Origin of the sequence: Streptococcus hyointestinalis (assembly GCF_011039275.1) — a bacterium.
Lineage (GTDB): Bacteria > Bacillota > Bacilli > Lactobacillales > Streptococcaceae > Streptococcus > Streptococcus hyointestinalis_A.
In genome coordinates, this window is the sequence record NZ_JAAKGB010000001.1 from 1,660,639 (window position 1) to 1,687,542 (window position 26,904).

Annotated in this window: 25 protein-coding genes and 1 pseudogene; 11 read left to right on the forward strand and 15 right to left on the reverse strand. The window is 43.9% G+C overall.

All coding sequences use genetic code 11. From position 1 onward, the window contains the following. Positions 1–45: 45 nt before the first annotated feature. The 3 genes from G5B60_RS08250 to rplK all read right to left on the reverse strand — a co-directional run bounded on the left by G5B60_RS08250 (position 46) and on the right by rplK (position 1,572). The gene (locus tag G5B60_RS08250; RefSeq protein WP_115268643.1) at positions 46–231 is read right to left on the reverse strand and encodes a hypothetical protein; all 186 of its coding nucleotides are present in this window, start codon (positions 229–231) and stop codon (positions 46–48) included. 128 nt (positions 232–359) lie between these two features. Further along, positions 360–1,049: a 50S ribosomal protein L1 gene (gene rplA / locus G5B60_RS08255; RefSeq protein ID WP_115268641.1), complete on the reverse strand. Its 690-nt coding sequence runs from the start codon at positions 1,047–1,049 to the stop codon at positions 360–362. A gap of 97 nt (positions 1,050–1,146) precedes the next feature. Then, a complete protein-coding gene (gene rplK / locus G5B60_RS08260) occupies positions 1,147–1,572 on the reverse strand; it encodes a 50S ribosomal protein L11 (protein WP_115268639.1) in 426 nt (141 codons plus the stop codon). 172 nt (positions 1,573–1,744) lie between these two features. On the opposite strand from rplK, the gene G5B60_RS08265 reads away from it, so the two are divergent. Continuing rightward, on the forward strand, positions 1,745–2,092 hold the full coding sequence (locus G5B60_RS08265) for a DUF3397 domain-containing protein (protein ID WP_164683583.1): 348 nt from the start codon (positions 1,745–1,747) through the stop codon (positions 2,090–2,092). A 145-nt stretch (positions 2,093–2,237) separates the two neighbouring features. Here the strand turns inward: G5B60_RS08265 and tuf are convergent, their stop codons facing one another. From tuf to ppc, 3 genes are all read right to left on the reverse strand, one after another. Continuing rightward, the gene (tuf, locus tag G5B60_RS08270; RefSeq protein WP_115268633.1) at positions 2,238–3,434 is read right to left on the reverse strand and encodes an elongation factor Tu; all 1,197 of its coding nucleotides are present in this window, start codon (positions 3,432–3,434) and stop codon (positions 2,238–2,240) included. A 271-nt stretch (positions 3,435–3,705) separates the two neighbouring features. Then, positions 3,706–4,995 carry a cell division peptidoglycan polymerase FtsW gene (ftsW, locus tag G5B60_RS08275; RefSeq protein ID WP_164683584.1) on the reverse strand — a complete coding sequence of 430 codons (1,290 nt, stop codon included), beginning with the start codon at positions 4,993–4,995 and terminating at the stop codon, positions 3,706–3,708. A 112-nt stretch (positions 4,996–5,107) separates the two neighbouring features. After that, the gene (ppc, locus tag G5B60_RS08280) at positions 5,108–7,918 is read right to left on the reverse strand and encodes a phosphoenolpyruvate carboxylase (RefSeq protein WP_164683585.1); all 2,811 of its coding nucleotides are present in this window, start codon (positions 7,916–7,918) and stop codon (positions 5,108–5,110) included. A gap of 205 nt (positions 7,919–8,123) precedes the next feature. Here ppc and pepF point away from each other — a divergent pair, with 205 nt between their 5' ends. From pepF to G5B60_RS08300, 4 genes and pseudogenes are all read left to right on the forward strand, one after another. Then, positions 8,124–9,920 carry an oligoendopeptidase F gene (gene pepF, locus G5B60_RS08285; RefSeq protein WP_164683586.1) on the forward strand — a complete coding sequence of 599 codons (1,797 nt, stop codon included), beginning with the start codon at positions 8,124–8,126 and terminating at the stop codon, positions 9,918–9,920. A 257-nt stretch (positions 9,921–10,177) separates the two neighbouring features. Beyond that, positions 10,178–10,930: pseudogene (locus G5B60_RS08290) on the forward strand (glycoside hydrolase family 25 protein); the annotation flags it as partial. 55 nt (positions 10,931–10,985) lie between these two features. Continuing rightward, positions 10,986–11,465 carry an aminoacyl-tRNA deacylase gene (locus G5B60_RS08295; protein ID WP_164683588.1) on the forward strand — a complete coding sequence of 160 codons (480 nt, stop codon included), beginning with the start codon at positions 10,986–10,988 and terminating at the stop codon, positions 11,463–11,465. Positions 11,466–11,474: 9 nt separating this feature from the next. Beyond that, positions 11,475–12,113 (forward strand): histidine phosphatase family protein, encoded by a 639-nt coding sequence (locus G5B60_RS08300; protein ID WP_164683589.1) that lies wholly within the window; start codon positions 11,475–11,477, stop codon positions 12,111–12,113. A 42-nt stretch (positions 12,114–12,155) separates the two neighbouring features. On the opposite strand, the gene G5B60_RS08305 is transcribed toward G5B60_RS08300, so the two are convergent. Further along, positions 12,156–13,058: an HAD family hydrolase gene (locus G5B60_RS08305; protein ID WP_164683590.1), complete on the reverse strand. Its 903-nt coding sequence runs from the start codon at positions 13,056–13,058 to the stop codon at positions 12,156–12,158. Positions 13,059–13,214: 156 nt separating this feature from the next. Here G5B60_RS08305 and lysS point away from each other — a divergent pair, with 156 nt between their 5' ends. The 4 genes from lysS (at position 13,215) to G5B60_RS08325 (ending at position 16,932) form a co-directional block, all read left to right on the forward strand. Next, positions 13,215–14,705: a lysine--tRNA ligase gene (lysS, locus tag G5B60_RS08310; protein ID WP_164684254.1), complete on the forward strand. Its 1,491-nt coding sequence runs from the start codon at positions 13,215–13,217 to the stop codon at positions 14,703–14,705. Between the two features lie 161 nt (positions 14,706–14,866). Then, positions 14,867–15,010, forward strand: coding sequence for a hypothetical protein (locus tag G5B60_RS08315; protein ID WP_164682034.1), 144 nt, complete (start codon positions 14,867–14,869; stop codon positions 15,008–15,010). Between the two features lie 22 nt (positions 15,011–15,032). Next, entirely contained in the window at positions 15,033–16,379 is a 1,347-nt protein-coding gene (locus tag G5B60_RS08320; protein ID WP_164683591.1) for an Nramp family divalent metal transporter, read from the forward strand. Positions 16,380–16,401: 22 nt separating this feature from the next. Continuing rightward, a complete protein-coding gene (locus G5B60_RS08325) occupies positions 16,402–16,932 on the forward strand; it encodes a biotin transporter BioY (RefSeq protein WP_164683592.1) in 531 nt (176 codons plus the stop codon). Between the two features lie 35 nt (positions 16,933–16,967). Here G5B60_RS08325 and G5B60_RS08330 read toward each other — a convergent pair whose 3' ends face one another. Further along, a complete protein-coding gene (locus G5B60_RS08330; protein WP_164683593.1) occupies positions 16,968–18,200 on the reverse strand; it encodes an aminoacyltransferase in 1,233 nt (410 codons plus the stop codon). A gap of 136 nt (positions 18,201–18,336) precedes the next feature. Then, positions 18,337–20,334: a methionine--tRNA ligase gene (gene metG / locus G5B60_RS08335; RefSeq protein ID WP_164683594.1), complete on the reverse strand. Its 1,998-nt coding sequence runs from the start codon at positions 20,332–20,334 to the stop codon at positions 18,337–18,339. Positions 20,335–20,520: 186 nt separating this feature from the next. Between metG and G5B60_RS08340 the strand changes: the two genes are divergently transcribed. After that, the gene (locus G5B60_RS08340) at positions 20,521–21,231 is read left to right on the forward strand and encodes a B3/B4 domain-containing protein (protein ID WP_164683595.1); all 711 of its coding nucleotides are present in this window, start codon (positions 20,521–20,523) and stop codon (positions 21,229–21,231) included. Between the two features lie 30 nt (positions 21,232–21,261). Here the strand turns inward: G5B60_RS08340 and G5B60_RS08345 are convergent, their stop codons facing one another. The 6 genes from G5B60_RS08345 to G5B60_RS08365 form a co-directional block, all read right to left on the reverse strand. Then, entirely contained in the window at positions 21,262–21,897 is a 636-nt protein-coding gene (locus G5B60_RS08345) for a DUF421 domain-containing protein (RefSeq protein ID WP_164683596.1), read from the reverse strand. Beyond that, positions 21,894–22,346 carry a DUF3290 domain-containing protein gene (locus tag G5B60_RS08350; RefSeq protein ID WP_164683597.1) on the reverse strand — a complete coding sequence of 151 codons (453 nt, stop codon included), beginning with the start codon at positions 22,344–22,346 and terminating at the stop codon, positions 21,894–21,896. Before G5B60_RS08350 ends, G5B60_RS08345 begins: the two co-directional genes overlap by 4 nt. A gap of 229 nt (positions 22,347–22,575) precedes the next feature. Continuing rightward, a complete protein-coding gene (locus G5B60_RS08355) occupies positions 22,576–22,680 on the reverse strand; it encodes a putative holin-like toxin (RefSeq protein ID WP_241154523.1) in 105 nt (34 codons plus the stop codon). Between the two features lie 155 nt (positions 22,681–22,835). Continuing rightward, entirely contained in the window at positions 22,836–23,285 is a 450-nt protein-coding gene (locus G5B60_RS08360) for a hypothetical protein (protein ID WP_164683598.1), read from the reverse strand. Continuing rightward, positions 23,282–23,836, reverse strand: a complete 555-nt coding sequence (locus G5B60_RS11485) for an LPXTG cell wall anchor domain-containing protein (RefSeq protein ID WP_241154524.1) — start codon at positions 23,834–23,836, stop codon at positions 23,282–23,284. Before G5B60_RS11485 ends, G5B60_RS08360 begins: the two co-directional genes overlap by 4 nt. A 144-nt stretch (positions 23,837–23,980) precedes the next feature. Then, on the reverse strand, positions 23,981–26,278 hold the full coding sequence (locus G5B60_RS08365) for an SEC10/PgrA surface exclusion domain-containing protein (protein ID WP_241154525.1): 2,298 nt from the start codon (positions 26,276–26,278) through the stop codon (positions 23,981–23,983). 160 nt (positions 26,279–26,438) lie between these two features. On the opposite strand from G5B60_RS08365, the gene G5B60_RS08370 reads away from it, so the two are divergent. Further along, positions 26,439–26,774: a helix-turn-helix domain-containing protein gene (locus tag G5B60_RS08370; RefSeq protein WP_164683599.1), complete on the forward strand. Its 336-nt coding sequence runs from the start codon at positions 26,439–26,441 to the stop codon at positions 26,772–26,774. Positions 26,775–26,904: the final 130 nt, after the last annotated feature.

Genomic DNA, 26,904 nt, shown 5'->3' on the forward strand with positions numbered 1-26,904 from the left:
TGCCTAGGCAGGATTTTTTGACAATCCTAGTGGCAGACAAGTAGCTTATTTTTCCTTTAGCCATTCATGGTATTTTTCGACCAGATTGACCGCCATTTGCGTCGCCAGAGCCACTGAAAAGGCTTCTGTTCCTTCCAAGTAATCCTCTGTCACTTCTGTCTTGGTTTCATTGTAGATGTCCGTTAGGCTCTCTTGCGACAAAGTCTTTTTAAATGCTTCAAATTCGTTCATAATCATTTCCTTACTTCTTTAGTTTACTATTAGTGTATCATCAAGTCCTCTAAAATACCACTATAAGCCTGCTAAATACATGATTTATTTTCCCCACAAAAAAAGACCCTAAACGGGTCTTTTCACAATTAAAGTGAACTTGGGTCAACCTTGATACCAACACCTTGAGTAGTTGTGATAGAAAGGTTTGTGATGTAAGTTCCTTTAGTTGTAGCTGGTTTTGCTTTAACGATTGTATCGTTGAAAGCTTTGAAGTTTTCAACCAATTTGTCAGTATCAAATGATACTTTACCGATAAGCGCTTGAACGTTACCTGCTTTGTCAGCACGGTAAGTAATCTTACCACCTTTAGACTCTTCAACAGCTTTTGCAACATCCATAGTTACAGTACCTGTTTTAGGGTTTGGCATAAGGTTACGAGGACCAAGCACACGTCCAAGACGACCAACGATAGCCATCATATCTGGTGTTGCGATAACAACATCAAAGTCAAGCCATCCACCGTTGATTTTAGCAACAAGGTCATCTTCACCAACAAAGTCTGCACCAGCAGCTTTTGCTTCTTCAGCTTTGGCACCACGTGCAAATACAAGTACACGAGATGTTTTACCAGTACCGTTTGGCAATACCATTGCACCACGGATTTGTTGGTCAGCTTTTTTCACGTCGATGTTAAGGTTGTATGCAACTTCTACAGTTGCGTCAAATTTTGCAAAGTTAGTTTCCTTTGCAAGAGCTACAGCTTCTTCTACGCTGTATGCTTTAGTGCTGTCGATTTTCTCAAGAGCAGCACGCAAGTTTTTACTTTTTTTAGCCATTATATTTTCTCCTTGTAATGTGGTCTAGCGATTTTAGTGAAATCTCCCACGTCACTCATCAGATGTTGATGAAGTCGTGCGGGTTTAGTGGGGACTATTAGTCAGTAACAGTGAATCCCATTGAACGAGCAGTACCTTCAATCATACGCATTGCAGACTCGATGTTTGCAGCGTTAAGGTCAGGCATTTTAGTTTCAGCGATTTGTTGTACTTGTGCACGAGTAACGCTAGCAACTTTAGTTTTGTTTGGTTCACCTGAACCTTTTTCAACACCTGCAGCTTTTTTCAAAAGAACAGCAGCTGGCGGAGTTTTTGTGATGAAATCAAATGATTTATCTTCATATACTGAGATAACAACTGGGATGATCATACCAGCTTGATCAGCTGTACGAGCGTTAAACTCTTTAGTGAATCCCATGATGTTGATTCCTGCTTGACCAAGAGCTGGTCCGACTGGTGGAGCTGGTGTCGCTTTACCAGCAGGAATTTGAAGTTTAACAACTTTTTCGACTTTTTTAGCCATTTTAAATATCCTCCTGTTGTGGTTCGTTCGGTAATTGTAGATTTTTACCTCCCACAGATATGCTTTTTAGCATACCTAACTATTATAACGCATTTTTAAAATAAATCAAGGTAAACCAAGTTTTTCTTTTAAAAAAGTTTACAAGTCTCCTCACAAGAGGTAAAATAATACTATGATGTATAAGTTTATTGCCCTACTGCTACTTGTTTTAACCCCTATTTTTTCCTATATTATCGTCAAGCTCTTTGGGCTTAACCGCTTAAAGCTCCTATTTCCAGACGTTGCTTTTCCACTCTATGTCTTAGAGATTATCCTTGTTTCTGACAAGTTTCTGACCCATGGACTTTTGCCCTACCTCATCTCACTCTTTAGCCTTTTAGCTCTAGCCATTGCTGCTTTTCTGATTTTTAAAAAGCACCGCTTTAGCTACAAGCGTTTTATCAAACTCTTTTGGCGAGTGGGCTTTCTTGTCACCCTCTTATTTTACTTTGGTCTTGTCATCTACATCTTTCTTATCTGATTGCCACTACTGTGGCATTTTCTTTTTCCAAAAATGAAACCACTGGCTCTGCTAGTGGTTTTTGTCTACAAAAAAACGAGCTCAAAGAGCTCGTTACAATTAAAGTTGTCTGACTATAATTGTTAATTTGGGAACTTAATACTAATTAAGCTTCGATTTCAGATACGATACCTGAACCAACAGTACGTCCACCTTCACGGATAGAGAAAGTAGTACCTTGTTCAACGGCGATTGGGTGGATCAATTCAACGTCGATAGTAACGTTATCACCAGGCATAACCATTTCAGTACCTGCTGGCAATTCGATTGAACCAGTTACGTCAGTTGTACGGAAGTAGAACTGTGGACGGTAGTTGTTGAAGAATGGAGTGTGACGTCCACCTTCTTCTTTAGTAAGGATGTAAACTTCACCTTTGAATTTAGTGTGAGGTTTGATTGATCCTGGTGCAGCCAATACTTGACCACGTTCGATTTCGTCACGTTGGATACCACGAAGAAGCACACCAACGTTGTCCCCTGCAAGACCTTCATCCAATTGTTTACGGAACATTTCAACACCAGTAACAACTGCTTTTTGGATTTCGTCTTTGATACCAACGATTTCAACTTCGTCGTTGACTTTAACAGTACCACGGTCGATACGTCCTGAAGCAACTGTACCACGTCCAGTGATTGAGAATACGTCTTCGACTGGAAGAAGAAGTGGTTTATCAGTGTCACGTTCTGGTTCTGGAATGTACTCATCAACAGTGTTCATCAATTCCATGATGATGTCTTCGTACTTTTCATCACCTTCAAGAGCTTTAAGAGCTGAACCTTGGATAACTGGAAGGTCATCACCTGGGAAATCGTATTCGCTAAGAAGGTCACGGATTTCCATTTCAACCAATTCAAGCAATTCTTCATCGTCAACCAAGTCAACTTTGTTCATGAAGACGATAAGGTGTTTAACACCAACTTGACGTGAAAGAAGGATGTGCTCACGAGTTTGTGGCATTGGTCCGTCAGTTGAAGCTACTACAAGGATAGCACCGTCCATTTGAGCGGCACCAGTGATCATGTTTTTAACGTAGTCCGCGTGTCCTGGTGCGTCGATGTGCGCATAGTGACGTTTTTCAGTTTCGTACTCAACGTGTGCAGTGTTGATTGTGATACCGCGTTCGCGTTCTTCTGGAGCAGCATCGATTGCAGCGTAGTCTTGTGGTTGGTTAACTGCTGATGGAAGACGGCGTGCAAGAACTGTAGTGATTGCAGCTGTCAAAGTAGTTTTACCGTGGTCAACGTGTCCGATTGTACCAATGTTAACGTGTGGTTTACTACGATCGTATTTTTCTTTTGCCATTTAGGAAAAGCCTCCAATAAAATATATTTTATAGATAGACGGTAGGCAATACAGTCTAACTTTACCTTATTATTTTAACAAATTCCGGTAAAATTGCAAGCCTTAACCACGCCTTTTTCAAATTTTACTTGTTTTCTGTTTTTAAAAAAAGGGTGAAGTGGGATAACCTTAGCTGCTTTTTTCTTCTGCTTGTTCTACTGTCTATGCGATAAGTGTCACATTGGACTTCTCTATTATAGTAAAAAAAGCTTGAGTTGTCACTCAAACTTTTTTAGGCTTGACGGTTAAAGGGGATAATTTTGTCGTCCGTTGGGGAAATCATCTTGGCTTGTCGTCTTTGCTCTTTTTGTTCTGCTTCTGCTCTATAGATAGCGTCCCGTTTTTCATTGGCATCGATATTGAGGACGATCCCTACCGCTACAGAGAGAACGAGAAGGCTATTTCCCCCTTGGGACAAGAAAGGAAAAGTAACCCCAGTTGATGGGATGAGCCCTGAGATACCACCGATATTGACAAAGACCTGCATCAAGAGCATACCTCCAATACCCAGCGCCATCATGGAGTTAAAAGGATTTTTCGCCTTGATACCCACGTGAAAGATACGTAAAATCAAGAAAAAGACCAAGGCTAAAATGAGACAAGCACCAATAACACCTAGTTCTTCCATGACGATGGAAAAGACAAAGTCGGTCGTTGACTCTGGCAGATAGCCCCGCTTTTCAATGGAGTTACCAAGACCTAACCCAAACCAACCACCATTACTCATAGCGTAGTAAGAGTTTGCCAGCTGGTGCCCTGAGTCTGTCACGTCCTTAAAGGGGTTGTAAAAAGCGCTGAAACGCTTAGCGACATAACCAAAGATGGGCACTTTTCCCATGGTCTCTACACCAACAATGGCAATCAAGCCAAGAAAGGCAGCTGATACGGTCACTATAGCTGTCAAAAGCCCAGAGAACCAACGGTAGCCCACCCCACTGACAGAGTACATGATGACCGCTGTCAATACGATAATCGCCGCATTTCCAAGGTCAGGCTGGATGACAACCATACCGATAAGAACAAGTGAGTAGACCCGCCAGTCCTTGAGGTCTGACCAACTCCTAGGAATCCACTTGCGCTTGGTCAGCGCTTGGTAATCATAGGTCTCAATCAACTTCTGCTTTCTAGCAAAGGTAAAGGCTAAGAGCCAGACGATAAGGACCTTAAGATACTCCGCCGGCTGAAAGCTAATAGGACCAAGCACAATCCAGCCGTGCGCTCCATTGACCGTTCGTGTAAAGAAACGAGCAATAAAGAGCAAAATCATCTCGACAATCAAAGCAATTCGCAGAACATTGCCGTTTTTCAAAAAGTTTAGCTTGAGTTTATAGATAAAAGCGATAGCTGCTAAACTCACTACCCAAAATCCTGCCTGATTGAGCACGGACTTAAAAGGATTGAGCCCACTACTAATCAAGCTGACGCTGGTCGTCGAATAAATAACAATCAAGCCCAGCACCGACAAAATCAAATAAGGAATGAGGATAGAGTAATTTAGCAAATGGCGTTTCTCAATTTTCATAAATACCTCGTTCATTCAAAACTTGCATTTACCATTATAACATCTTTGCTAGGCAAAGTAAAAGTTGAACAGCAAGATAAAACCTACAGCTTTTACACTGTAGGTTTTTCTATTAGCCTGAATTACGCAAGCCTGTTGCAATACCGTTGATGGTAATGTGAATGAGTTTTTCATAATCTTCACCCAACTGGTCATTACGTAAGCGCTTGATGAGTTCGATTTGGATGTAGTTAAGCACATTGAAGTATGGCAAGCGGTAATCAAGACTAGCACGTAAGCTTGGGCTTTCTGCTAGGAGCTCGTCATGTCCTTCGATGGCTAAAATCACATTCTTGGTCAACTGCCACTCATCTAGGATGATGTTAAAGACGTCTCTGACTTCTTCTTCCTTAGCCAGTTGAGCGTATTGGAAGGCGATATTCATGTTTGATTTTGACAGCACCATGTCTACATTTGATAGTAAGGAGTTAAAGAATGGCCAAGTTCTATACATGTGTTGGAGTTTAGCCAGATTTGCCTCGTCTTGGTCGATAAAGTGCTTAAAGGCAGAGCCAACACCATACCAACCTGGGAACATGATACGGTTTTGTGACCATGAGAAGACCCATGGAATGGCACGCAGACCCGAAATCTCAGTGATGGTCTTACGAGCTGCTGGACGTGAACCGATATTGAGGCTAGAAACTTCCTTAATCGGACTTGCTTCAAAGAAATAATCATAGAAATGAGGATTACCAAACACCAAATCACGATAGATGACATTACTATCTTGTACCACAGCGTCCATAATCTCTCTGAAGCCGTCAATCTCACTTGGATTAGCAATCATCTGAGTGACCATACGGTTGATAGAAGCTGAAATCAACATCTCTAGGTTGTAGTAAGCAGCGTCTTTGTTGCCGTATTTGTTTTCGATGATTTCCCCTTGCTCAGTTAGGCGGATACGATCCTTGATAGAGCCAAATGGCTGAGAAGTGATGGCTTCGTAAGATGGACCGCCACCACGACCAACAGTACCACCACGCCCGTGGAAGAAAGTGATCTTGACACCGTGGTCATCCCCAATCTTGGTCAAGTCGTTTTGTGCTTTGTAAAGTGTCCAGCCAGAAGCGAGGTAGCCACCGTCTTTATTGGAGTCAGAGTAGCCCAGCATGATTTCTTGGTAGCCTTTATTGGCTGCGATCCATTTTTTGACAATATCGTACTCAAGGTACTGTGTCATGATGGCACGTGAGTTGTCAAGGTCCTCAATCGTCTCAAAGAGAGGCACGATTTGGATACGAGCAGACTCGCTGTCTGTTAGACCAACTTCTTTTAGCATGATGGCAAGCTCAAACATATCAGAGACACTTTCTGTGTGTGAGATGATATGTTGCTTGATGACATCATCTCCTAGCTGGTCTTTTAACTCACGAGCTGTCCTAAAGATAGCCAGCTCTTTTTCCAGCAATTCAGATTTAGGCGCATGCGTTGCAGACAGCGGACGTGGGTCTTCGAGCAGTTCTTTTAGGAGAACTTGACATTTCTCATCCTCTGATAGTTCACTGTAGTTGTCAACGATGTGAGCAGATTTGAGCAATTCTGCCACACAAGCCTCATGAACACTAGAGTCTTGACGCATGTCGATACTTGCTAGGTAGAAGCCAAAAACATCAACAGCCTGCAATAACTCTTCAAAGTCACCTTTGATAAGAGCGTGGTCGCCATTAGCCTCTAGGGACTCTTTGATGGTCAACAAATCTTGCTTAAAGTCAGCTGCACTTGTGTAGTGTGGAAAGACTTCTTGCTTAAACTCAGACGCTACCTCAGTCAATTTGTCTTGAACATAGCGAGCAACAACACTAGCGTTGTTGGTGCTGGTGTAGACATCTCCTAGAGTCGTAGTGCGTTTTGGAATGCCATCTGTCTTGAGTTCAATCAGCGTTTGAATGACTTTTGATTGGATATAGTTAAAGGCTTTGCGGTAAGGCTCGTTTTCACGGTAAACAGAGGTGTCGTTTGAGTGCTCTGCCATTTCCTTAACCGCATCAGACGCCTGACAAAGCGTGGTTGAGAGTGAGAATGTGCGGTAAAGCGTGGTTAATTTCTCAATGTAGTAATTGAGGATAACCTCACTTTGGACAGTCGCTGACATGCGTAGTGTCTCAGCTGTGACGTATGGGTTACCATCACGGTCACCACCAATCCACATGCCCATAGTGATCGGGCGTGGGTTGTCTAGTGTGAGACCACGCTCACTCGCTAGTTTTTTGTACTCTGTAGTTAGTTTTGTAATCGCCTTAATCAAGGAAACGTTATAATATTCCATGACATTGGTGATTTCATTTTTGACCTTGAGTTTACGCTCACGGATGATATCGGTCTGCATGATAATCTCAACATAGCGGCGCAACTCATCCAGCCATTTTTCTCTGTTGACGATACCAGCCTGCACATCACGGTATTTGCGTAAGAGGTCATGGATTTGAGTGGTCAACTCAAGGACTGTTTTACGCTGTACTTGCGTTGGGTGGGCAGTTAGGACTGGTACGACATTGACATGCTCTAGGATTTCCTTGGCATTGTCCTTGTCGCTTACGGTATCAATGGTAGCTGATAATTTCCCCAAGTAGTCACTGTCAGTGTTATTGGCATAATTGACCTTGTAAGCAAGGTCAACATCCTCAGAGATGTTGATAAGAAGCGGTAAGATAGAGAAATATCTCGCCACTACAACCATCTCATCATTACTAATCGTAGCTACTAGCTTTTCAAGCTCCACATACTGGTCAGTAGCTGAGAGAGACACCAACTCCTGAATGGTCTCAAAAGTTTCCTCTCCTACCAATTGCTGGGCAGTCTCATCCAGCAGACGCTTCAAAATAGCGACCTCTTCAGTGATATGCCCATTGCTGCTACTGCTTTCTAACTTTTTAGTCGTCACAGATTTCACTCCTCTCATCTGGCTTTAATGATACATTAAAGACTTCTTGCTATTATCATACCCTTTTTGACCTTAAAAGTAAACTTATTTCTGAAAAATTACCAGTTATTTACGAATATTCTGACAGAAAAAGATAGTAAAATTCGTTGTTATCGTTTTCAATTGTGTTATACTAATAAATAGAATAAAATCAAAGGAGACACCTATGGAACTCAAAAAACGTTCAGAATTTCCCGAGAATGAGCTCTGGGATTTGACCGCTCTCTATAAAGACCGTGAAGACTTTCTCTTGGCGATTGAAAAAGCGCTAGAGGATGTGCGTGTTTTTCGCAAAAACTATGAAAACAAACTGACAGATGTCGATGACTTCACACAAGCCTTGATGGAAATCGAGCAAATCTACATCCAGATGAGCCACATTGACACTTATGCTTTCATGCCACAAACGACAGACTTTAGCAATGAAGAGTTTGCCCAAATCGCTAAGGCTGGTAGTGACTTTATGACCAAGGCTAGCGTTGAGCTGAGTTTCTTTGACACGGCTCTAGCGCAGGCTGATGAGGCGATTTTAGATGAACTAGAGGAAAATCCGCACTTTAGCGCAGCCATTCGTCAGGCAAAAATCCAAAAAGCACACCTTCTAGCGCCAGAGGTCGAAAAGGCACTCACCAACCTCAACGAAGTCATGGGCGCACCTTACGACATCTACACCAAAATGCGGGCTGGCGACTTTGCCATGGAGGACTTTGAGGTGGACGGTAAGACCTACACCAACTCCTTTGTCCTCTATGAAAACTTCTACCAAAACCACGAGGACGCTGATATTCGTGAGAAGGCTTTTCGCTCTTTCTCAAAAGGTCTGAGACAACATCAAAATGCTGCAGCTGCGGCTTACCTCGCCAAGGTCAAGTCTGAAAAGCTCATCGCTGACATGCGTGGCTATGACTCCGTCTTTGACTACCTCCTTGCTGAGCAGGAGGTTGACCGCTCCATGTTTGACCGTCAGATTGACCTCATCATGACGGAGTTTGCCCCAGTCGCTAGAAAATTCCTCAAACATGTCGCCAAGGTCAATGGGCTTGAGAAGATGACCTTTGCCGATTGGAAACTAGATATTGACAATGAACTCAATCCTGATGTGACTATTGATGAGGCTTACGACCTTGTCATGAAGTCTGTAGCTAGTCTAGGAAGCGAGTACACAAAAGAGGTTGAGCGCTATCAGAAAGAGCGCTGGGTGGACTTTGCAGCCAACGCCAACAAGGACTCTGGTGGCTACGCTGCTGACCCTTACAAGGTACACCCTTATGTGCTGATGAGCTGGACAGGACGTATGAGCGATGTCTACACGCTCATCCATGAGATTGGACACTCTGGACAGTTTATCTTTTCTGACAATCACCAAAGCTACTTTAACACGCACATGTCGACCTACTATGTCGAAGCACCGTCAACCTTCAATGAGCTTTTGCTCAGTGATTACCTAGAGCATGCCTTTGACACAGCTCGTCAAAAACGCTTTGCGCTGGCTCACAGACTGACAGATACTTACTTCCACAACTTCATCACGCACTTGCTGGAAGCTGCCTTTCAACGTAAAGTTTACACTCTCATCGAAGAGGGTGGCACCTTTGGCGCTGAGCAATTAAATGCTATCATGAAGGAAGTTTTGAGCGACTTCTGGGGCGATGCGGTTGAGATTGATGACGACGCAGCTCTGACTTGGATGCGCCAAAGCCATTACTACATGGGGCTCTACAGCTACACTTACTCAGCAGGTTTGGTGATCGCAACCAGCGGTTATCTCCACCTCAAGTCAAGTCCTAATGGCGCTTCTGACTGGCTTGATTTTCTCAAGTCTGGCGGCAGCAAGACACCGCTTGAGACGGCTAAAATCATCGGTGCCGATATCAGTACAGATAAGCCACTGCGTGACACCATTCAGTTCTTGAGTGACACGGTTGATAGCATTATCGCCTACAGCGAAGCTATCTCACAATAATTCACAAAAGTCTCCACAAGGAGGCTTTTTATCGTGAGACATGTCTTGTGATATGTAAAACGCTATCATTTTTAGTCTATTTCTCCCAAGAATAGAAGAAAGCAGGCGAAAAACTTTGCTATTTTAGCTATTTTACGGTACAATAAAACCAAATGAGAAGAAGAATTAAGCCTATTGTGGTCTATCTCTTTCTTGGTTTTCTCGCTTTTTGTTTGCTCTATAGCCATCAAAAAATGCAAAAAGCTTATGAGCAGCAGCTGACCGACGCTAAAAATAGTATCCCTTCTGTCAGCAAAACCAGCACAACCAAGACGACCAAAAGCACCACAGATGAAGACGAATTTGTTCTAAAACCGATAATTGATGTCTCGGGCTGGCAACGTCCTAGCGAGATTGACTACGATACCTTATCCAACAATATCTCAGGCGCTATTGTCCGTGTCTATGGAGGCTCACAGATTACTAGCAGCAACAACGCTGCCTATACAACAGGTGTGGATAAAGCCTTTAAAGAGCATATCACCGCCTTTCAAAAGCGTAATGTCCCTGTCGCTGTCTACAGCTACGCTCTAGGTAAAAGCGTCAAGGAGATGAAGGCAGAAGCTAGAAGTTTTTATAAAAACGCTTCTCCTTACAACCCAACCTTTTACTGGATTGACGTTGAGGAAAAGACCATGTCCAATATGAATAAAGGGGTCAAGGCTTTTCGTGACGAGCTGAGACGCTTAGGTGCTAAGAATGTTGGGCTTTATATCGGTACTTACTTTATGGAAGAACAGGGCATTTCTACAAAAGGGTTTGACGCTGTTTGGATACCAACTTATGGTACCGACTCAGGTTACTATGAGGCTGCGCCAAACACGACACTCACCTATGATTTGCACCAATATACGTCACAGGGAGTTTTGCCTGGATTTGACAATGTCCTTGACCTCAATCAAATCGCAGTGACCAAGGACACTAAAAAAAACTACGAAAAACTCTTTGGCAAAGTGACTTCTAAAAACTAGCGTGTACCTTTTAGGACGCGCTGTTTTTACGACAATAAGACGAGAAAGGATAAAGATGGCAAAAGCAAAAAAACTCAAAAAAACACTGGTTGACCAAATCTTAGACAAGGCAAAAATAGAGCACGATAGCCTTGCTCTCAATGCGCTAAAGGATGACCTTCCAGACGACATTGCTAAATCTGACATTTACAAAACACTAGCCCTTATCGGGGACAAGACAGGTCCTCTTATCGGTATCGTCCCTATCACTGAGCACCTATCTGAAAAGAAACTCGCCAAGGTCTCTGGCAATAAAAAGGTCTGCATGATTCCACAAAAAGACCTGCAAAAAACAACTGGCTATGTCCACGGTGCCAACAATCCTGTCGGTATCCGCCAAAAGCATGCCTTTCCGATTTACATTGACAATACCGCAAGAGACAAGGGCTTTTTGATTGTCTCTGCTGGTGAGATTGGGCGCTCCATTCGCATTGACAGCCAGACACTAGCTGACTTTGTCTCTGCTGACTTTGCAGATTTATTAGAAACACATTGAGGGAAAATAATGAAAATCTATTTTGTACGACACGGAAAAACGGAGTGGAACTTAGAAGGGCGCTTTCAGGGAGCAAAGGGAGACTCGCCACTGCTATCTGAGGCTCGTGAGGAACTTGCAGAGCTTGGAGCATTTTTACAAAATGTCTCTTTTGACGCTGCTTTTTCTAGTGATTTAAAGCGGGCTGTGGACAGTGCAGAGGTCATCATGGCGCAAAACAATCAGCCTATCGCAATCACCACAACACCTGCTCTACGAGAATGGAATCTCGGCAGACTCGAAGGGCAAAAGGTTTCAGTCATCACAGACATCTATCCGCAGGAGATGACCGCTTTTCATCACAATCTAGCTGCTTTTCACTCGGGCTATTTTGAAGCAGAGACGCCACATGATACCACCATACGGGTCAAGCGCTTTTTACAAACACTCGCTGACAAGGACTATCAAAATGTCCTCATCGTCGGGCACGGTGCCAATCTGACGGCGTCTATTCGTACCCTCTTAGGCTACGACATCGGTGAACTCCGCCAAAATGGAGGACTTGACAATGCCAGTGTCACTGTCCTTGAAACCACAGACTGCAAGCACTACGACTGCCTCACTTGGAACGACAAGACTTATCTTGAAACCGTTGAAACCATCGCTTAAAAAAAGGATTTTGGACATTTCCAAAATCCTTTTTGATATGGATTAGCGTGCGTACTTCATGCGCAGGACTTTTTCTTGTTGGGGTGTTAAGCGCAGTAAAATCACGACCTTGTCAATGCTGATATTGCTCTCAAGCAGGCGCTCAGCTGCCATCATCAAGCCGTTGTTAATCCCCAGCTCAAGGACAGGATTTTTCTTGTCATTGACGTCAAAGATAAATTTATTGTCCGGCAGGTCAAAGAGTACCTTGACAGCGCCGTAAAGCTGCTCGAAATTGTCAATCTCAAGGTCATAGACAGGCTTGGTACCTGGCTTTAGCTTGCGTCCACGGTGGTTGAACCACATAGAGTGCCAACCGCCATTAAAAGCTCCCATGATGTCATTGTCATAGGAATCGCCCACATAAAGGGTCGTTGCAGGATTCATGTCAAACTGCTGAGCCGCTAGGTTAAAGATTTCCTTTTCAGGCTTTTGAAAACCAGTCGCTTGGCTGACGATGACACGCTTAGGGTCGACATAGTCGTATAGCCCTAGCTTTTTCACCTTTTTGAGCTGATGTTCTGTTGGACCATTGGTAATCACTCCCATCGGCACATTTTTGGACTTGAGAAAGTCAAGCGTCATGCGCATCTCATCCAGCATAGTGATATTTTCCAGCTCTTTTTCATAGACTTCTTGGAAATGGCTGCCGCTTTCTTGGTCAATCTCACGATAGCCAAACTCAAGAAGCGTCTCTTTACAACGCCAAAATCGGAAATACTCTGTCGTCCACTCACCAGCCATGACACGTGGAAAACCAACATCAGAATAATGACGAAAACGAATGTAGGCTTGATTGATACAAGTCATATCAAAGTCTGGAAAACACTTCTCAACAGCCACACGATAAGGCGCTTGCTGGTCATAGATAGTATCATCAACATCAAATACAATGGAAGTAATCATTATTTAGTCCTTTCTACTCCTTATTAGTATACCTTTTTTAGAAAATTATTGCAATGTGACAAGTATCACAATAGAAAGCCTTGACAATCTAAAAATATAGTGAAGTCTCTTTGTATTTATGGTATAATAGCGGAGAGAAACTACTTGGAGGAAATGATGTCAAACGAACATAATGAAACATTAAATGACCAACAAATTGTCCGCCGTGAAAAAATGGCGGCTTTAGCTGAGCAAGGAATCGACCCTTTTGGGAAACGATTTGAGCGCACAGCAACATCTGGTCAATTAAAAGCAAAATATGCTGACAAAACCAAAGAAGAATTGCACGAAATCAACGAAACAGCTATCATCGCAGGGCGCTTGATGACCAAGCGTGGTAAAGGTAAGGTTGGCTTTGCACATCTCCAAGACCGAGATGGACAAATCCAAATCTATGTCAGAAAAGACGCTGTCGGTGAAGAAAACTACGACATCTTCAAAAAAGCTGACCTTGGTGACTTTTTAGGGGTTGAAGGTGAGGTTATGCGCACGGATATGGGTGAGCTCTCTATCAAGGCGACACACATCACCCACCTCTCTAAGGCGCTTCGCCCACTGCCTGAGAAGTTCCATGGACTGACTGATATTGAGACCATTTACCGCAAACGCCACCTCGACTTGATTTCTAACCGTGACAGCTTTGAGCGCTTTGTCACACGTTCTAAAATCATCTCTGAAATCCGTCGTTACCTTGATGGGCTTGGCTTCCTTGAAGTGGAAACACCTGTTTTGCACAATGAAGCTGGTGGTGCTGCTGCTCGTCCATTTATCACGCACCACAATGCGCAAGACATGGACATGGTGCTTCGTATCGCAACAGAATTGCACCTCAAACGCTTGATTGTCGGTGGTATGGAGCGTGTCTATGAGATTGGACGTATCTTCCGTAACGAAGGCATGGACGCTACACACAACCCAGAGTTCACCTCTATTGAGGTCTACCAAGCCTATGCGGATTTCCAAGACATCATGGATCTGACTGAGGGTATCATCCAACACGCTGCTAAGGCAGTTAAGGGTGACGGTCCTATCACTTATCAAGACACTGAAATCATGATTAACAAGCCGTTTAAGCGTGTGCACATGGTGGACGCTATCAAAGAAGTGACTGGCGTTGACTTCTGGCGTGAAATGAGTCTAGACGAAGCTAAGCAATTAGCTGCTGACAAGGGGGTCCCTGTTGAAAAACACTTTACTAGTGTAGGGCACATCATCAATGCTTTCTTTGAAGAATTTGTCGAAGAAACTCTTATCCAACCAACCTTTGTCTACGGTCATCCTGTCGAAGTATCACCGCTTGCTAAGAAAAATGCAGACGACCCACGCTTTACAGACCGCTTTGAGCTCTTTATCATGACCAAAGAATACGGTAATGCCTTTACCGAGCTCAATGACCCAATTGATCAACTTGAGCGCTTCAAAGCACAAGCCGCTGCCAAAGAGCTTGGTGATGACGAAGCGACTGGCATCGACTACGACTACGTCGAAGCGCTTGAGTACGGCATGCCACCAACTGGCGGACTCGGTATCGGTATCGACCGCCTTGTCATGCTGCTTACTGACACCACAACCATCCGTGATGTGTTGCTGTTTCCAACGATGAAATAAAACAAGAACTGCTGTTTATCAGCAGTTTTTTTCTTAACCTCCAACTCTTCTACTTTTAAGCACGGTTAATTTTTTTAAAAAGCAAGCATGCTTAACTTTTAATCTGTGCTTTTTTAGGTTATAATAGGGGTATTAAGTATTAGGAGTGAAAAGAACTGCGTATGATGTCACGATATTGGGTTACTTTTTTATCAGCTGCTATCTTTATGGGCTATGGTCTCGTAGCTGGAAAGGTTGTCTTTCTTATCTTGGGGCTTGTTTTTGCTATTATAGGGATTGCGGACTATGTGACATCTAAAAAGTAGTCTTTTCTTAGAAAGAAGTTTTATGAAATCTCATCACACGGCGTCAAAAATTTCTCTTAGTGAGGTCAATCAAAGTATTGATGTCCCTAAAAACGCCTCTTTCTGGCGGACTTTGCGTGCCTTTTTAGGACCTGGGGCACTGGTTGCCGTTGGCTACATGGATCCAGGTAACTGGATTACCAGTGTCGTGGGGGGCGCTAGCTACAAGTATCTCCTGCTCTCTGTGGTGCTTTTGTCATCACTGATGGCAATGCAACTGCAGCAAATGGCAGGAAAACTGGGTATCGTCACGCGCCAAGACCTAGCACAAGCCACTGCCAATCACCTGCCACGAGGCATTCGCTATATTCTCTTTGTCATCTTGGAGTTGGCACTGATGGCGACTGACCTTGCCGAGGTTATCGGCTCAGGGATAGCTCTGCACCTGCTCTTTGGCTGGCCACTGCTCTTTTCTATTTTCATCACGATATTAGACGTCTTTTTGTTACTGTCTATCATGAAAATGGGCTTTCGCAAGATTGAAGCAATCGTCTCGACACTTATTTTGACTATTTTAGTCATTTTCATCTATCTGACCGTCATCTCAAAACCTAGCGTTTCGGGGATTTTGATGGGTTATATCCCAAGCTTGTCGGTCTTTGATAGTAGTCAAGTTGTCGCTGGTAATACCAAGCTGACACTAGCTCTAGGGATTATCGGTGCGACTGTTATGCCGCACAATCTCTACCTGCACTCTTCTATCTCGCAGACCCGCAAGGTTGACTATGACAAGCCTGAGTCCATCAAGCAAGCGGTGAAATTTATGACTTGGGACTCAAACCTCCAGCTGTCTATGGCTTTCATCGTTAATTCGCTCTTGCTCATCTTAGGGGCTTCGCTCTTTTATGGGCATGCTAGCCAGATTAGCGCTTTTGCGCAGATGTACAATGCCCTCTCAGACAGCACTATCGCTGGAAGCGTCGCAAGTAGCCTGCTCTCTACACTTTTTGCCATTGCACTCTTAGCTAGTGGGCAAAACTCAACCATCACAGGGACACTGACGGGACAGATCGTCATGGAAGGGTTCTTACATCTCAAGATGCCTCAATGGCTCATCCGCCTGACAACACGCTTGCTTGCGCTACTTCCTGTCATCATCGCAGCTATCCTCTTTGGTGACAAGGAAACCGTGCTTGACCAGCTCATTGTCTACTCACAAGTTTTCCTATCGGTGGCTCTGCCATTCTCCATTTTCCCATTGATTTATTTTACATCTAATAAAAAGCTCATGGGAGAATTCACCAATGCCAAATGGAACACTGTCATTGCCTATGCGGTGGCGACCGTTCTGACCTTTTTAAACATCAAACTGATCTTTGATCTGTTCTAATAGATATATAAAGGAGATTTACATGCCTACTATTTACCGACTACTGATGATTAGTGTCTCAACAGCTATTTTAGCTGTTCTCTCACAGTTGACCATTCCTATCGGAACAACGCCGATTACCTTGCAGACATTTGCCGTTGGGCTGGTCGCTAGTCTCTTGAAGTGGCGTGAAGCCCTTCTTGCGGTCGCACTTTACATCCTGCTTGGTGCTATTGGACTACCTGTTTTTGCAGGCGGTGGGTCTGGGATTGCCACTCTAGCCAGTCCCAACTCTGGCTTTATCTGGGGCTTTCTCCTTTATGCCTTGGTGACTAGTCTCCTTCCTAAGACAAACATCGTCATGCTCTTTGGTGCCAATGTCCTTGGCGATTTGTGTCTCTTTGTCTGCGGGATTATATCCCTGCATTACCTCGGGCACTTAACTTGGACAGCAAGTATCCTAGCAGGATTTGTACCATTTATCCCTGTTGAGCTGGTGAAAATCCTTCTTATCAGTCTCATTATCCCAAAATTACGCCAAAGTCTGAAAAATATGACTTATTTCCAAGCATAGAAAAAATCCCAGTTGAAACTGGGATTTTTTGGTGTCTAATAACGTCTGAGCAGTTTTTTGACGCCTTTAATCATCTTGTATTTCATTGGTTTTGGATAATAGCGGAAAGTCCCCATTTTGCGCACGATATAGCCGTTGAAATTTTGCTTAAAGCGCAGAACCCCGTCACTCCCATCAAAGATACCTTGAATGCCTAGGAAGGTATAAAATGGAATACCTTTTTCGATGGCTTTTGTCATGACATGCTCTTGCAAGACCACGGGAGCGTAAAATTTATTGAACTCCGTGTAGGATCCGCTAAAGAGATAGACGACTTCCTGCGGTGTGTAGATAAAGAGACTGCCAGCTAGAACCACATCCTCCTCACCATACTTGTCGATAAAAGCTTTTGCCTCCTCCACTCGTGTCTCAAAAGTGGCTAACTGCTTTTCTAGCTGAGTTTTTAGTTTCTTTTGCTTGGCTGAGTCGGGATTTTCTGCCAACTTTTCATTGACCTCATCTAGCTCTTTTTGGTGAGTCGCCATATCTTTTTGGAGATGGGCTAGATAGTCTTTGAAATTGAGCGTTGCCACCACAAACTCCGCCTTATCGCCAAAGCTATCGTAAAAGTCTTGGTAGTAGTCTAGAGACTTGTCCTTGTACTCACGGCGCTCTGAGGTCGATGAGGTGATTTCCTTAAAGATAGACAGCTCGTCACGTGTAAGAGTCCGCACTTTGATACCAAAAGAGCTGGTTTTATTTGCCAAAGGACGCCCTTTTTTGCTGTAGGACTTGCGCAGGGTCTCCTTTGTCAAGCCAGTCAAGTCCTTGACATAATGCCAGTCTGGCTCACCACCCGGATAGCCCGTCTGCAAGCCATCAAACGCATAACCTAGGTCCGTCAGGTCAGCAATCAACTCTTTTCTCTCCTCGCTGATCGCTTGACCGTTGCTATCAAAGGTCTGATAAGTGTCGTAGGGCTTGATGATAAGCTCTAGCGCCCCATTTGCCTTGGCATAATCACGCAGAGCACTGTAAAAATGCTTTAAATCCTCTGGCTTGGAGGAGCCTGGACCGGAGTTGACCTCCATACGAAGACCACCTGTCTCAGGCATAGTGTAGAGGATACCTGACACGGTCACCTCACCGTCACGCACCCAACCAAGATAAGTGACCTTAAAACCACGGCGCTCAAGCAGCTCTGCCATTTCCACCGTCTGCATAAAAGAGCGCTCTGTGTAGTTCTTGCTAGCTTCTTGATAGGCTTCTTTGGATAAAATTTTTAACACTTTCTTCTCCTTATTGCATTTTTTAAAAACTCATTAACTTATAGATTAGCACCATCATCTTAAATGAAAGTAAATATTGTCTTATTTTCCTATTATTTTTTAACGAAAAAAGCTTGAGATAATCTTAAGCTTTTATTTAACCAATAATACTGCCGTTTGGTACAGACTTATCCACAGTGAGCAGGGTCAGTTTACCCTCATGCTCAGCAGAGAGAATCATGCCTTGGCTGATATATTTTTTCATCATTTTGCGTGGTTTGAGGTTGGCAACGATTTGCACTTTAAGCCCAATCAGCTCCTCTGGATTTGGATAAAAGTTTGCGATACCAGAGAGGATTTGGCGGTGTTCACTGTCTCCTGCGTCCAAGCGGAACTGGAGGAGCTTGTCAGAGCCTTCGACTTTTTGACAGTCGATAACCTCTGCCACACGGATTTCTGCCTTGTCAAAGTCCTCAAACTTGATTTGCGCTTTGTTTTCGAGGAGCTCGACGTCTTCTGGCACCCATTCTTTTTCTTGAGCGGGTTTGCCAGCGTCCATTTGCTCTTTGATGTAGCTGATTTCCTCGTCCATGTCAAGACGTGGGAAGATTGGCGTTCCTTTGGCAACGACAGTAAGACCTTCTGGCAGGTCGCTAAGCGCCAAGTTTTCAAGGCTAGTTACTTCTGGTAGACCTAGCTGTGTCATGATGGCGTTTGATGTTGTCATCATAAATGGCTGAATGAGGTGCGCTACCACGCGTAAGCTTGCCACCAAGTGGCTCATAACCGCAGCCAGCTCGTCACGTTTGTCCTCGTCTTTTGCCAAGACCCAAGGTGCTGTCTCGTCAATGTATTTGTTGGTGCGAGAGATGATTGCCCAGATAGCTTCGAGCGCACGTGGGTAGTCTACGGCTTCCATTTCATTGTGGTAAGTAGCTAATTGGCTAGCGATTTCTGTCTCAAGGCTGTCGTCAAAGGCTGTTACACCAGACGCAAAAGCAGGCACCTTGCCGTCAAAGTATTTATTGACCATAGCCACCGTACGGTTGAGGAGGTTGCCGAGGTCATTTGCCAGCTCGTAGTTGATACGACCAACATAGTCCTCTGGTGTGAAGGTACCGTCAGAGCCTACAGGTAGACTTCTCATGAGATAGTAGCGAAGCGGGTCAAGTCCGTAGCGCTCCACCAGCATTTCTGGATAGACGACATTTCCTTTAGACTTAGACATCTTTCCATCTTGCATGACATACCAGCCGTGTGCTACCAAGCGTTTTGGAATAGGTTGTCCTAGAGCGTGGAGGAAGATTGGCCAGTAAATAGAGTGGAAACGCAGGATATCTTTGCCGACCATGTGAATGTCTGCTGGCCAGAACTTGTCCACACGGTTTTCAAGATCATTTTCAAAACCAAGCGCTGTGTAGTAGTTAAAGAGGGCGTCCATCCAGACGTACATGACGTGCTTAGGATTGCTTGGCACAGGCACACCCCAAGTAAAGCTGGTACGAGAAACCGCCAAGTCCTCTAAGCCTGGCTCGATGAAGTTTTTAATCATCTCATTCATACGACTATTTGGCGTGATGAAGTCTGGGTGTTCCTTGTAGAAGTTTAATAACCAGTCAGCATACTTGCCCATACGGAAGAAGTAAGACTCCTCAGAGACCCACTCCACCTCGTGACCACTTGGGGCAATCCCGCCAGTCACCTTGCCATTTTCATCACGGAAAACCTCAGCCAGCTGGCTTTCAGTGAAGAACTCCTCGTCTGAGACAGAGTACCAGCCTGCATACTCACCCAGATAGATGTCGTCCTGCATTAGCAATTTCTCAAAAATGCGCTGAACAGCCTTTTCGTGCTCAGGATTGGTCGTACGATAAAAGACATCGTAGGAAATGTCCAGCAATTTCCAGAGCTCTTTGACACTCTCAGCCATGCCATCCACATAAGTCTGCGGGTCAATGCCTGCTTCCTTGGCTTTTTGCTCAATCTTTTGCCCATGCTCATCAAGCCCAGTGAGATAATAAACATCGTATCCCAAAAGACGCTTGTAGCGAGCCTGTACATCGCAGGCAATGGTCGTGTAGGCAGAGCCGATGTGGAGCTTACCAGATGGGTAATAAATCGGAGTCGTAATGTAAAATGATTTCTTTTCAGTCATGATAAATCCTTTCCAAGCAAATGAGCTTGTTTTGTTGGCTGACTACGAAAGTCAGCTAACTGCTATAGCACCTTATTATACCATAGAAACTAGGATTTTGCGAGATAGAAAAAAACCAAGCCTTGCATTTTGCAACTGATGTGCTATAATAAAGTTGATTTATAATTATAAAAGAGAGGTAAATATATGCAAGTCAAAATCGATAGCACTTTTTGGGAACTCTTTCCAGAAGCACAGATTAGTATCCTTGTGGTTAAGGGGCTAGACAATCACATTGACGAGTCAAAAGACCTACATTTTCAGGAGCTTCTAGATAAGGCGAGCAAGAAAGCTGAGCATTTCATCACCGAAGAGCCTTTCACATCAAACACAGTCATCCAAGAATGGCGTGAAGCTTTTACCAAATTCAAAACCAAAAAAGGGGCAAGGTCATCTATTGAAGCGTTGCTCAAAAGAGTTAGCCAAGGCAAGCGCTTTAACCCAATCAATCCGCTTGTTGACCTCTACAACAGCATCTCGCTAAGCTATGGTCTGCCTTGTGGGGGTGAGGACTTGGAAAAGATCCAAGGTGATTTGCACCTTGGAAAAGCCAAAGGTGGCGAGCCTTTCTTCCCGCTTGGCGCAGAAAAAGACGCTCCTGCTCTTCCTGAGGAACTCATCTACTACGATGAGGAGGGTGCTATCTGCCGTTGCCTCAACTGGCGGGAAGCCAAGCGTACCATGCTAACTGAGGAGACAAAAGACGCTATCCTTGTTATCGAAGCTATCAACCAAGAGCAAGCAGAGCGTGCTAGAGCTGCCATGGAAGCACTCAAGCAACTGCTAGCTGACGAACTCGGTGTCACAGGTGACATTCACCACCTGACTACAGGCGCACCAGATTACACGATTGACTAAAAATAACCTCAGCTTGAATGCTGAGGTTATTTAATCATAAGAGACGACATCGAGTTGACCATTGCTATACTCAGCAATGAAAATCTGAGACACATCAGTGTAGCCCGCTTCTTCTAGCTTATCCAGAAGCCAGCTCTCGCTCTTATCCATACTGTCCAAAATATCCTGCTGAATAACGCCATCTGTCACCAGTGGGTACTTGGGATTTTCCTCGCCCGCCTGCACCACGATGAGCTGACCGTTTTGCTCCAGCACCGCACGTTTGACATCCTTGATTTTGAAAATGCCTTGCCCACGGAGTTTGAGCGCCACATCAGACGCAGATAAGCCCGCACTGCGACAAGCCTCTACATCCAGCACCCCTCGCTTGATGAGGACAATGGGCTTACCATCCACCACCTGCTTGACAAGAGAGGAGTTGGTTTTGAGCCACTTGAGGGACAAGACCAAAACCGTCCAGATGAGGAGAATAATGCAATACTGCAAGATAGAAATAGCTGGACTGTAAATCACACCGCCGATAATACCACCCAGCACATAGTTTTGAATCTGGTCACTAGCAGAGGTCGGCGCTAGATTGCTCTTGCCAGAGATATTGATAACCAAAATCAAAGACAGCAAACCAATAGCCAGCTTAATGGCTACATCTAGGTAATTCAGCGTCATTTATCCACCTCCACAAGCTCCACGTCACTACTCACCAACTCTAGCTTTTCCAACAAATATGCGTCCGTCTCACTGCCTGAGATGGCTCGGTAAAATTGATTGCCGACCTTGAGAATAGCCCCATCTGTCGCAGCCGAAGTATTGACATAGACTTTAGACTTATCCACACCCAGCTCCTTTGAGACTACCTCGATAAAGTGAAGCGACGTGCGGTATTGATTGTCCGAGGCGCTATTGGTCTGGAAATTACTGATACTGATACATGCCATAAGCACCGTTGTCAGCACAAGGATAATCACCAGCTCACGATATTTACTGTCCTTTTTGTGTCGATAAGCCTGCACAGACATTGCCATAGTTGCGAGCAAAAGAACAATCAAAAAACCAAGCATAAGCCAGTTGCTCGAGCTAATCTGACTCAAAACATAATCATAGGAGTAAAATTTCATAGCTTTATTATAAGTAATCTCCGTTTAGCTTTCAAGCGTCTTGCCCGTAAATTGAAGTCCTAGTATTTTCTAGGGCTTTTGCTTTCTCTTTGCACTTTCTGTAAATAATGTTATAATAAAAATGAAAAAGAGTTGAGCGGGAACTCAACTCCTATGTAGAACCGTTTAGACGGTGACTTGTAGAACAATCAAAAGATAATCCGTTCCACCTCGTCAAAGTTTGGACGGATTATTTTTGTCTATTGAGCATAATCAAAGCAACAACGAGTGTTAGTAAGCTGATGATGAATCCACCAAAAGCAAACATAACCTGTAGTGCTTCTGCTACTGACAAATTAGGCTACCTCCTTTCTGTCAGATTTTGATGAATTGCCCATAGGCGTCACCTCTCTTTCAGAAAACAAGAGCCACCGTCTTCACTTTTCTACATAAAATATTATATCATATTGCAAAACCTCTTCCTACACTTTTATAGGAAGAGGTTTTACATTATTTAGTTGCTTTCACCCATGAAACATGAGTAAGTTCATTGATTTTTGTAGTGTATTTTGCGTAATTATAATGATAATGTTCTGAAGCTCGAGATAGAACATCTCCTGTTTTTTTATCTGGTTGAACATACTTCTCAAACTCCTCAATAGAGATAATGAATAATTCAAAACCTTCGACACTCTCATTATTGACTTTTCCAATGACATAAGCTATACAGTCTATGTATCTAGGGTCACTTCTCTTTTGGAATTTTTTAACAGTTTCTTTATTTGCTTCTACTGTAGTTGTCTCAGAGTTAACTGGAATAGTCCTAGTTACTGGTAAGATACGGTATTTTTCTTTTTCTCTAACCGCTTTTAGGTAATTGCCTTGATTCGTTACTGTAAAACCTTCTACAGATAGATTATATTTTAGTAACTCTTTCAAACATTTTCTTGTATTACTCATCCTCTTCTCCTTTTCCCAACATAACCTAGACCTACACTTGTGATGATACCTGCACCGAGTAAACCTAGTAATGACTCTTGTGAGCCTGTGTTTGGTAATGTCTTGGCACGCTCTACACGTGAGTAAGTGGTCTTGTCGCCAACTTGTGTTACCCCTGCTTGCTTCACAACTTTGGTAGGGGCTACAGATGAAACTGATTTCTTGCCATCAACATAGTCAACAACTTCACCTTTTTCATTGACTACAGGTGTTGGGACACCACCCCCAGCAATAATAGTATCCGCCTTAGCTTTGATTTGAGCCAAGCGCTGAACCTCAGCCTCGTCCTGCTCAGCCTTCAAGGTAGCCAAGCGGAGGTACTCAGCCTGCTTAGCATTGGCATCAGCCTTGAGAGTAGCAAGGAGGTCACGAGCAGTCTCCAACTCAGCACGCAAACCAGCAAGCTTACTATTAGCCTCGGTAAGCTGAGCGTTTAGCGTAGCCAATACCCCAGCCTTATTAGCAAACTTATCAGCCAAATCTTTAGCCTTAGCATTATCAGACTCAGCCACAGTACGAGCCTGAGCTAACTTAGACTGAGCGTCTTCAAGCGCCTGACCAGCTACGCTACGAGCCTTACGGAGGACTTCAAGCGTTTCAATCTCTTGAGTAAGTACCCCTTGAGCTTTCTCATTGTCAGCACTAGCCTGAGCAAGCTAAGCCTTAGCCGTTTCAAGAGCCTTAGCCTTATCTACCGCACTAGCCAAAGCCAAAGCAAGCGTTTCTTTAGCTGTCTGTAGAGATGACTCATCAGTAGCCAACTGAGCCTTAGCATTAGCAAGAGCCTGCTCTAAAGCTGGGATGTCTACAGTACCAGACTGCAAATCAGAAAGCTGTTTTTGAGCATTAGCCAAAGCTTCTTGAGCAGAAGTGTAAGCTTCCTCAGCACTAGCTACCGCTGCCTTAGCAGTGTTGTTATTAGCAACAGCGCTATCATAAGCAGTCTGAGCCTCGGCTACTTTAGCAGAGTCAACCACCGTACGAGTAACAGTCTCATAAATAGGCGTTACAACCGTCTTAGCGTTGGTGACAGCCATATAAGGGTTGGCAATGGCAGTACCTTGGGAGTTGCCGAGGACGGTATGCATACGAGCTGCACGGTCTACAGCACCATTGAAGATTTCTGTAAATTCAAAATCTAAAGCTGCCGTAGTAAAACCACTACCATCTAACCCAAGAATACGCAAAGCCGCAGAGAAATCCTTAGGTCCAACGCCATCCATACCCCCATAAGCCTCTCCAATAAAGCCATTACCCTCAGTACCATAAAGTTGTTCCCCTACTGCTCTAAGGATATGCCCCTTAAACTCAGCCATAGTCAACTTACGACCGTCATTATTAGCGTACTGAACATAGTTAGCAGGTTCTTGTGCAATAATAGTTTTGTCAGAAGAACTAGAACGACGTACCGCCTCCTGAGCATCTACCCTACCAGCAGTCTTAAGAGGGTTATCCGTAACATGACCTGGTCCAGCATCAATATCAAGACCACTCATACTATTCCAAAAACCATTAGCCCTACGCTCAGCATCACCCATACCAGCATAAGCAGGAAAAGCATTCTTGAAAATCTCAGCCACCGTCTGCTTAGCCAAAGCTACGCTCTCACTAGTAACAGTAAGGAGAGGACTACCAACCTTAGCACGAATATCGTTTACCAAGGCAACATAGAACAAGGACAAATCAGTCAACTGCTCGTCGGATAAGTCCTCAACAGCATACTTAGTAGTGCTATCAGTGTCAGCGAAAGTATATTTAGTTTGCTTCAACCAAGACTTATAAGAGAATGAGCCAGCAGCTGCCAAAGTGCCAAGAGATACAGGGAAAGCTTCACTGCCTTTAGCGATAGCTGCCTTAACAGCCTCAACGCTACCAGTACCATTACCAAGGGCTTTAATGGCGTCAATGTACGCCTGAGTAGTGAATACCCCATTCGTACGAAGCTTGCTAGAATAAGCCATACCCTTAGTAAGGGCTACCCCATCACCAGTAACCGTAGTATTTTCGCCTACCTTAACCTGTTCAGTTACCTGAGTACCAGCCTTAGCCGTATCAAGAACTGACTTAGCTTGGTCTTCAGCAGACTGAGCTGTTTTTTGGTTGTTAAGGGCGTCAGCATAAGTAGCTGCCGTCTTGTCAACATTAGTTTCAGCACCAGCTACTACCGCTTTCTGGTCTTCAATAGCCTGAGCCTTGTTAGTCTCAGCCAACTTAGCTGCGTCAAGGCTATCCTGAGCAGACTGAACGTTTTCAGTGTCACTAGCTACCTTAGTAGTCAAATCAGCTACGTCCTGCTTAAGTTGACTAGTGTCAGTTTCAGTAGACAAAGCTTCTACTTTTTTCTCAGCATCAGCCACAGCCTGAGCCGTCTCACTAGCACTAGCCTGAGCCTCAGCTACTACCCCTTCTTGGGCTTCTACCTTAGAAGAAGTATCAGCTACACTAGCCTCAGCAGACGCTACTGCAGAATTAGCACTAGCCAAAGCAGAATTAGCCTGATTAGCAGTTACCTGAGCAGAATCAACATCCGCCTGACTAATAGCATCAGCTTCCTTAATCTGGTTGTTAAGGTCAGCCACTACCCCCTCTTGTGAAGTGACAGCAGAACTAGCACTAGATACAACCCCTTCCTGAGCCGTAACCGCCTGATTAGCCTTGTTAGCGCTCTCCTGAGCCACCGCTACCTGCTCAGCAGATACCTTAGTCTCTTCAGTCTTAGCTACTTCACTAGCCGTAGCCGTTTCATTATCTGTATTAGTAGCTGTTCCATTAGTTGCTGTAGCTGTATTAGCTGAACTAGAAACAGCCGTCACACCAGCTACATCAGAGCTAGTAACCTCATCAGCACTAACTACCCCACTAACACCAACAACAGACAAAGCCAATACCGATACCACCGCACCAGTACGCAACTTCTTAATAGAGCCATGACCCTGAATCTTATTTTTAAACATATTTGGTTCTCCTTTTTCATTAACTGTCTTAAAAGACTGTCCTAAACTAATTATAGCACATTAAACAGACTTTTGTGTTATGTTTTTAAAATAAATTCAGTCTTTTGTAGGTGGTAACTCTCACGGAAAAAATCTGTATGATAGTTAGTGAGGTGACACCATGACTAACAATGACAGCTTAAAAGAATTTGTAGCTAAACAAATCAGACACCTAAGACTGGAAAAAGGATTCACACAGGAGTACCTAGCAGAGAAAGCTAACCTTGGCTTTAACTATATTTATCGCTTAGAAAGCAAACAGCTAAACGTCAAGGTAGACACTATCGAAAAGATTATGAAGGCATTGGATGTTGATGTCAACACCTTTTTCAACGTCGAAACGCAACGACGAGAGACTGAATTTAACCAACTCATCGAAGACATCGAACATCTTCCCAAAGAAAAAAGAGAGCCGATTATAAAAGCCCTCAGAAGTATTATAAAACAAGTAGAGTAAGCCAAGTCGAAGTGACTTGGCTTTTTTGTAGATATACATACTATACAACATACTTTTTATCAATTTTAGATATTTTAACTACACTTAAACGGATAAATAATAGATAGTAAAATAGTATACAAAGGATACA

Coding starts and splice junctions, on each gene's coding strand:
- G5B60_RS08250 (WP_115268643.1), bottom strand. CDS start 231: ATGAACGAATTTGAAGCATTTAAAAAGACTTTGTCGCAAGAGAGCCTA.
- rplA (WP_115268641.1), bottom strand. CDS start 1,049: ATGGCTAAAAAAAGTAAAAACTTGCGTGCTGCTCTTGAGAAAATCGAC.
- rplK (WP_115268639.1), bottom strand. CDS start 1,572: ATGGCTAAAAAAGTCGAAAAAGTTGTTAAACTTCAAATTCCTGCTGGT.
- G5B60_RS08265 (WP_164683583.1), top strand. CDS start 1,745: ATGATGTATAAGTTTATTGCCCTACTGCTACTTGTTTTAACCCCTATT.
- tuf (WP_115268633.1), bottom strand. CDS start 3,434: ATGGCAAAAGAAAAATACGATCGTAGTAAACCACACGTTAACATTGGT.
- ftsW (WP_164683584.1), bottom strand. CDS start 4,995: ATGAAAATTGAGAAACGCCATTTGCTAAATTACTCTATCCTCATTCCT.
- pepF (WP_164683586.1), top strand. CDS start 8,124: ATGGAACTCAAAAAACGTTCAGAATTTCCCGAGAATGAGCTCTGGGAT.
- G5B60_RS08295 (WP_164683588.1), top strand. CDS start 10,986: ATGGCAAAAGCAAAAAAACTCAAAAAAACACTGGTTGACCAAATCTTA.
- G5B60_RS08300 (WP_164683589.1), top strand. CDS start 11,475: ATGAAAATCTATTTTGTACGACACGGAAAAACGGAGTGGAACTTAGAA.
- G5B60_RS08305 (WP_164683590.1), bottom strand. CDS start 13,058: ATGATTACTTCCATTGTATTTGATGTTGATGATACTATCTATGACCAG.
- lysS (WP_164684254.1), top strand. CDS start 13,215: ATGTCAAACGAACATAATGAAACATTAAATGACCAACAAATTGTCCGC.
- G5B60_RS08315 (WP_164682034.1), top strand. CDS start 14,867: ATGATGTCACGATATTGGGTTACTTTTTTATCAGCTGCTATCTTTATG.
- G5B60_RS08320 (WP_164683591.1), top strand. CDS start 15,033: ATGAAATCTCATCACACGGCGTCAAAAATTTCTCTTAGTGAGGTCAAT.
- G5B60_RS08325 (WP_164683592.1), top strand. CDS start 16,402: ATGCCTACTATTTACCGACTACTGATGATTAGTGTCTCAACAGCTATT.
- metG (WP_164683594.1), bottom strand. CDS start 20,334: ATGACTGAAAAGAAATCATTTTACATTACGACTCCGATTTATTACCCA.
- G5B60_RS08340 (WP_164683595.1), top strand. CDS start 20,521: ATGCAAGTCAAAATCGATAGCACTTTTTGGGAACTCTTTCCAGAAGCA.
- G5B60_RS08345 (WP_164683596.1), bottom strand. CDS start 21,897: ATGACGCTGAATTACCTAGATGTAGCCATTAAGCTGGCTATTGGTTTG.
- G5B60_RS08350 (WP_164683597.1), bottom strand. CDS start 22,346: ATGAAATTTTACTCCTATGATTATGTTTTGAGTCAGATTAGCTCGAGC.
- G5B60_RS08360 (WP_164683598.1), bottom strand. CDS start 23,285: ATGAGTAATACAAGAAAATGTTTGAAAGAGTTACTAAAATATAATCTA.
- G5B60_RS08365 (WP_241154525.1), bottom strand. CDS start 26,278: ATGTTTAAAAATAAGATTCAGGGTCATGGCTCTATTAAGAAGTTGCGT.
- G5B60_RS08370 (WP_164683599.1), top strand. CDS start 26,439: ATGACTAACAATGACAGCTTAAAAGAATTTGTAGCTAAACAAATCAGA.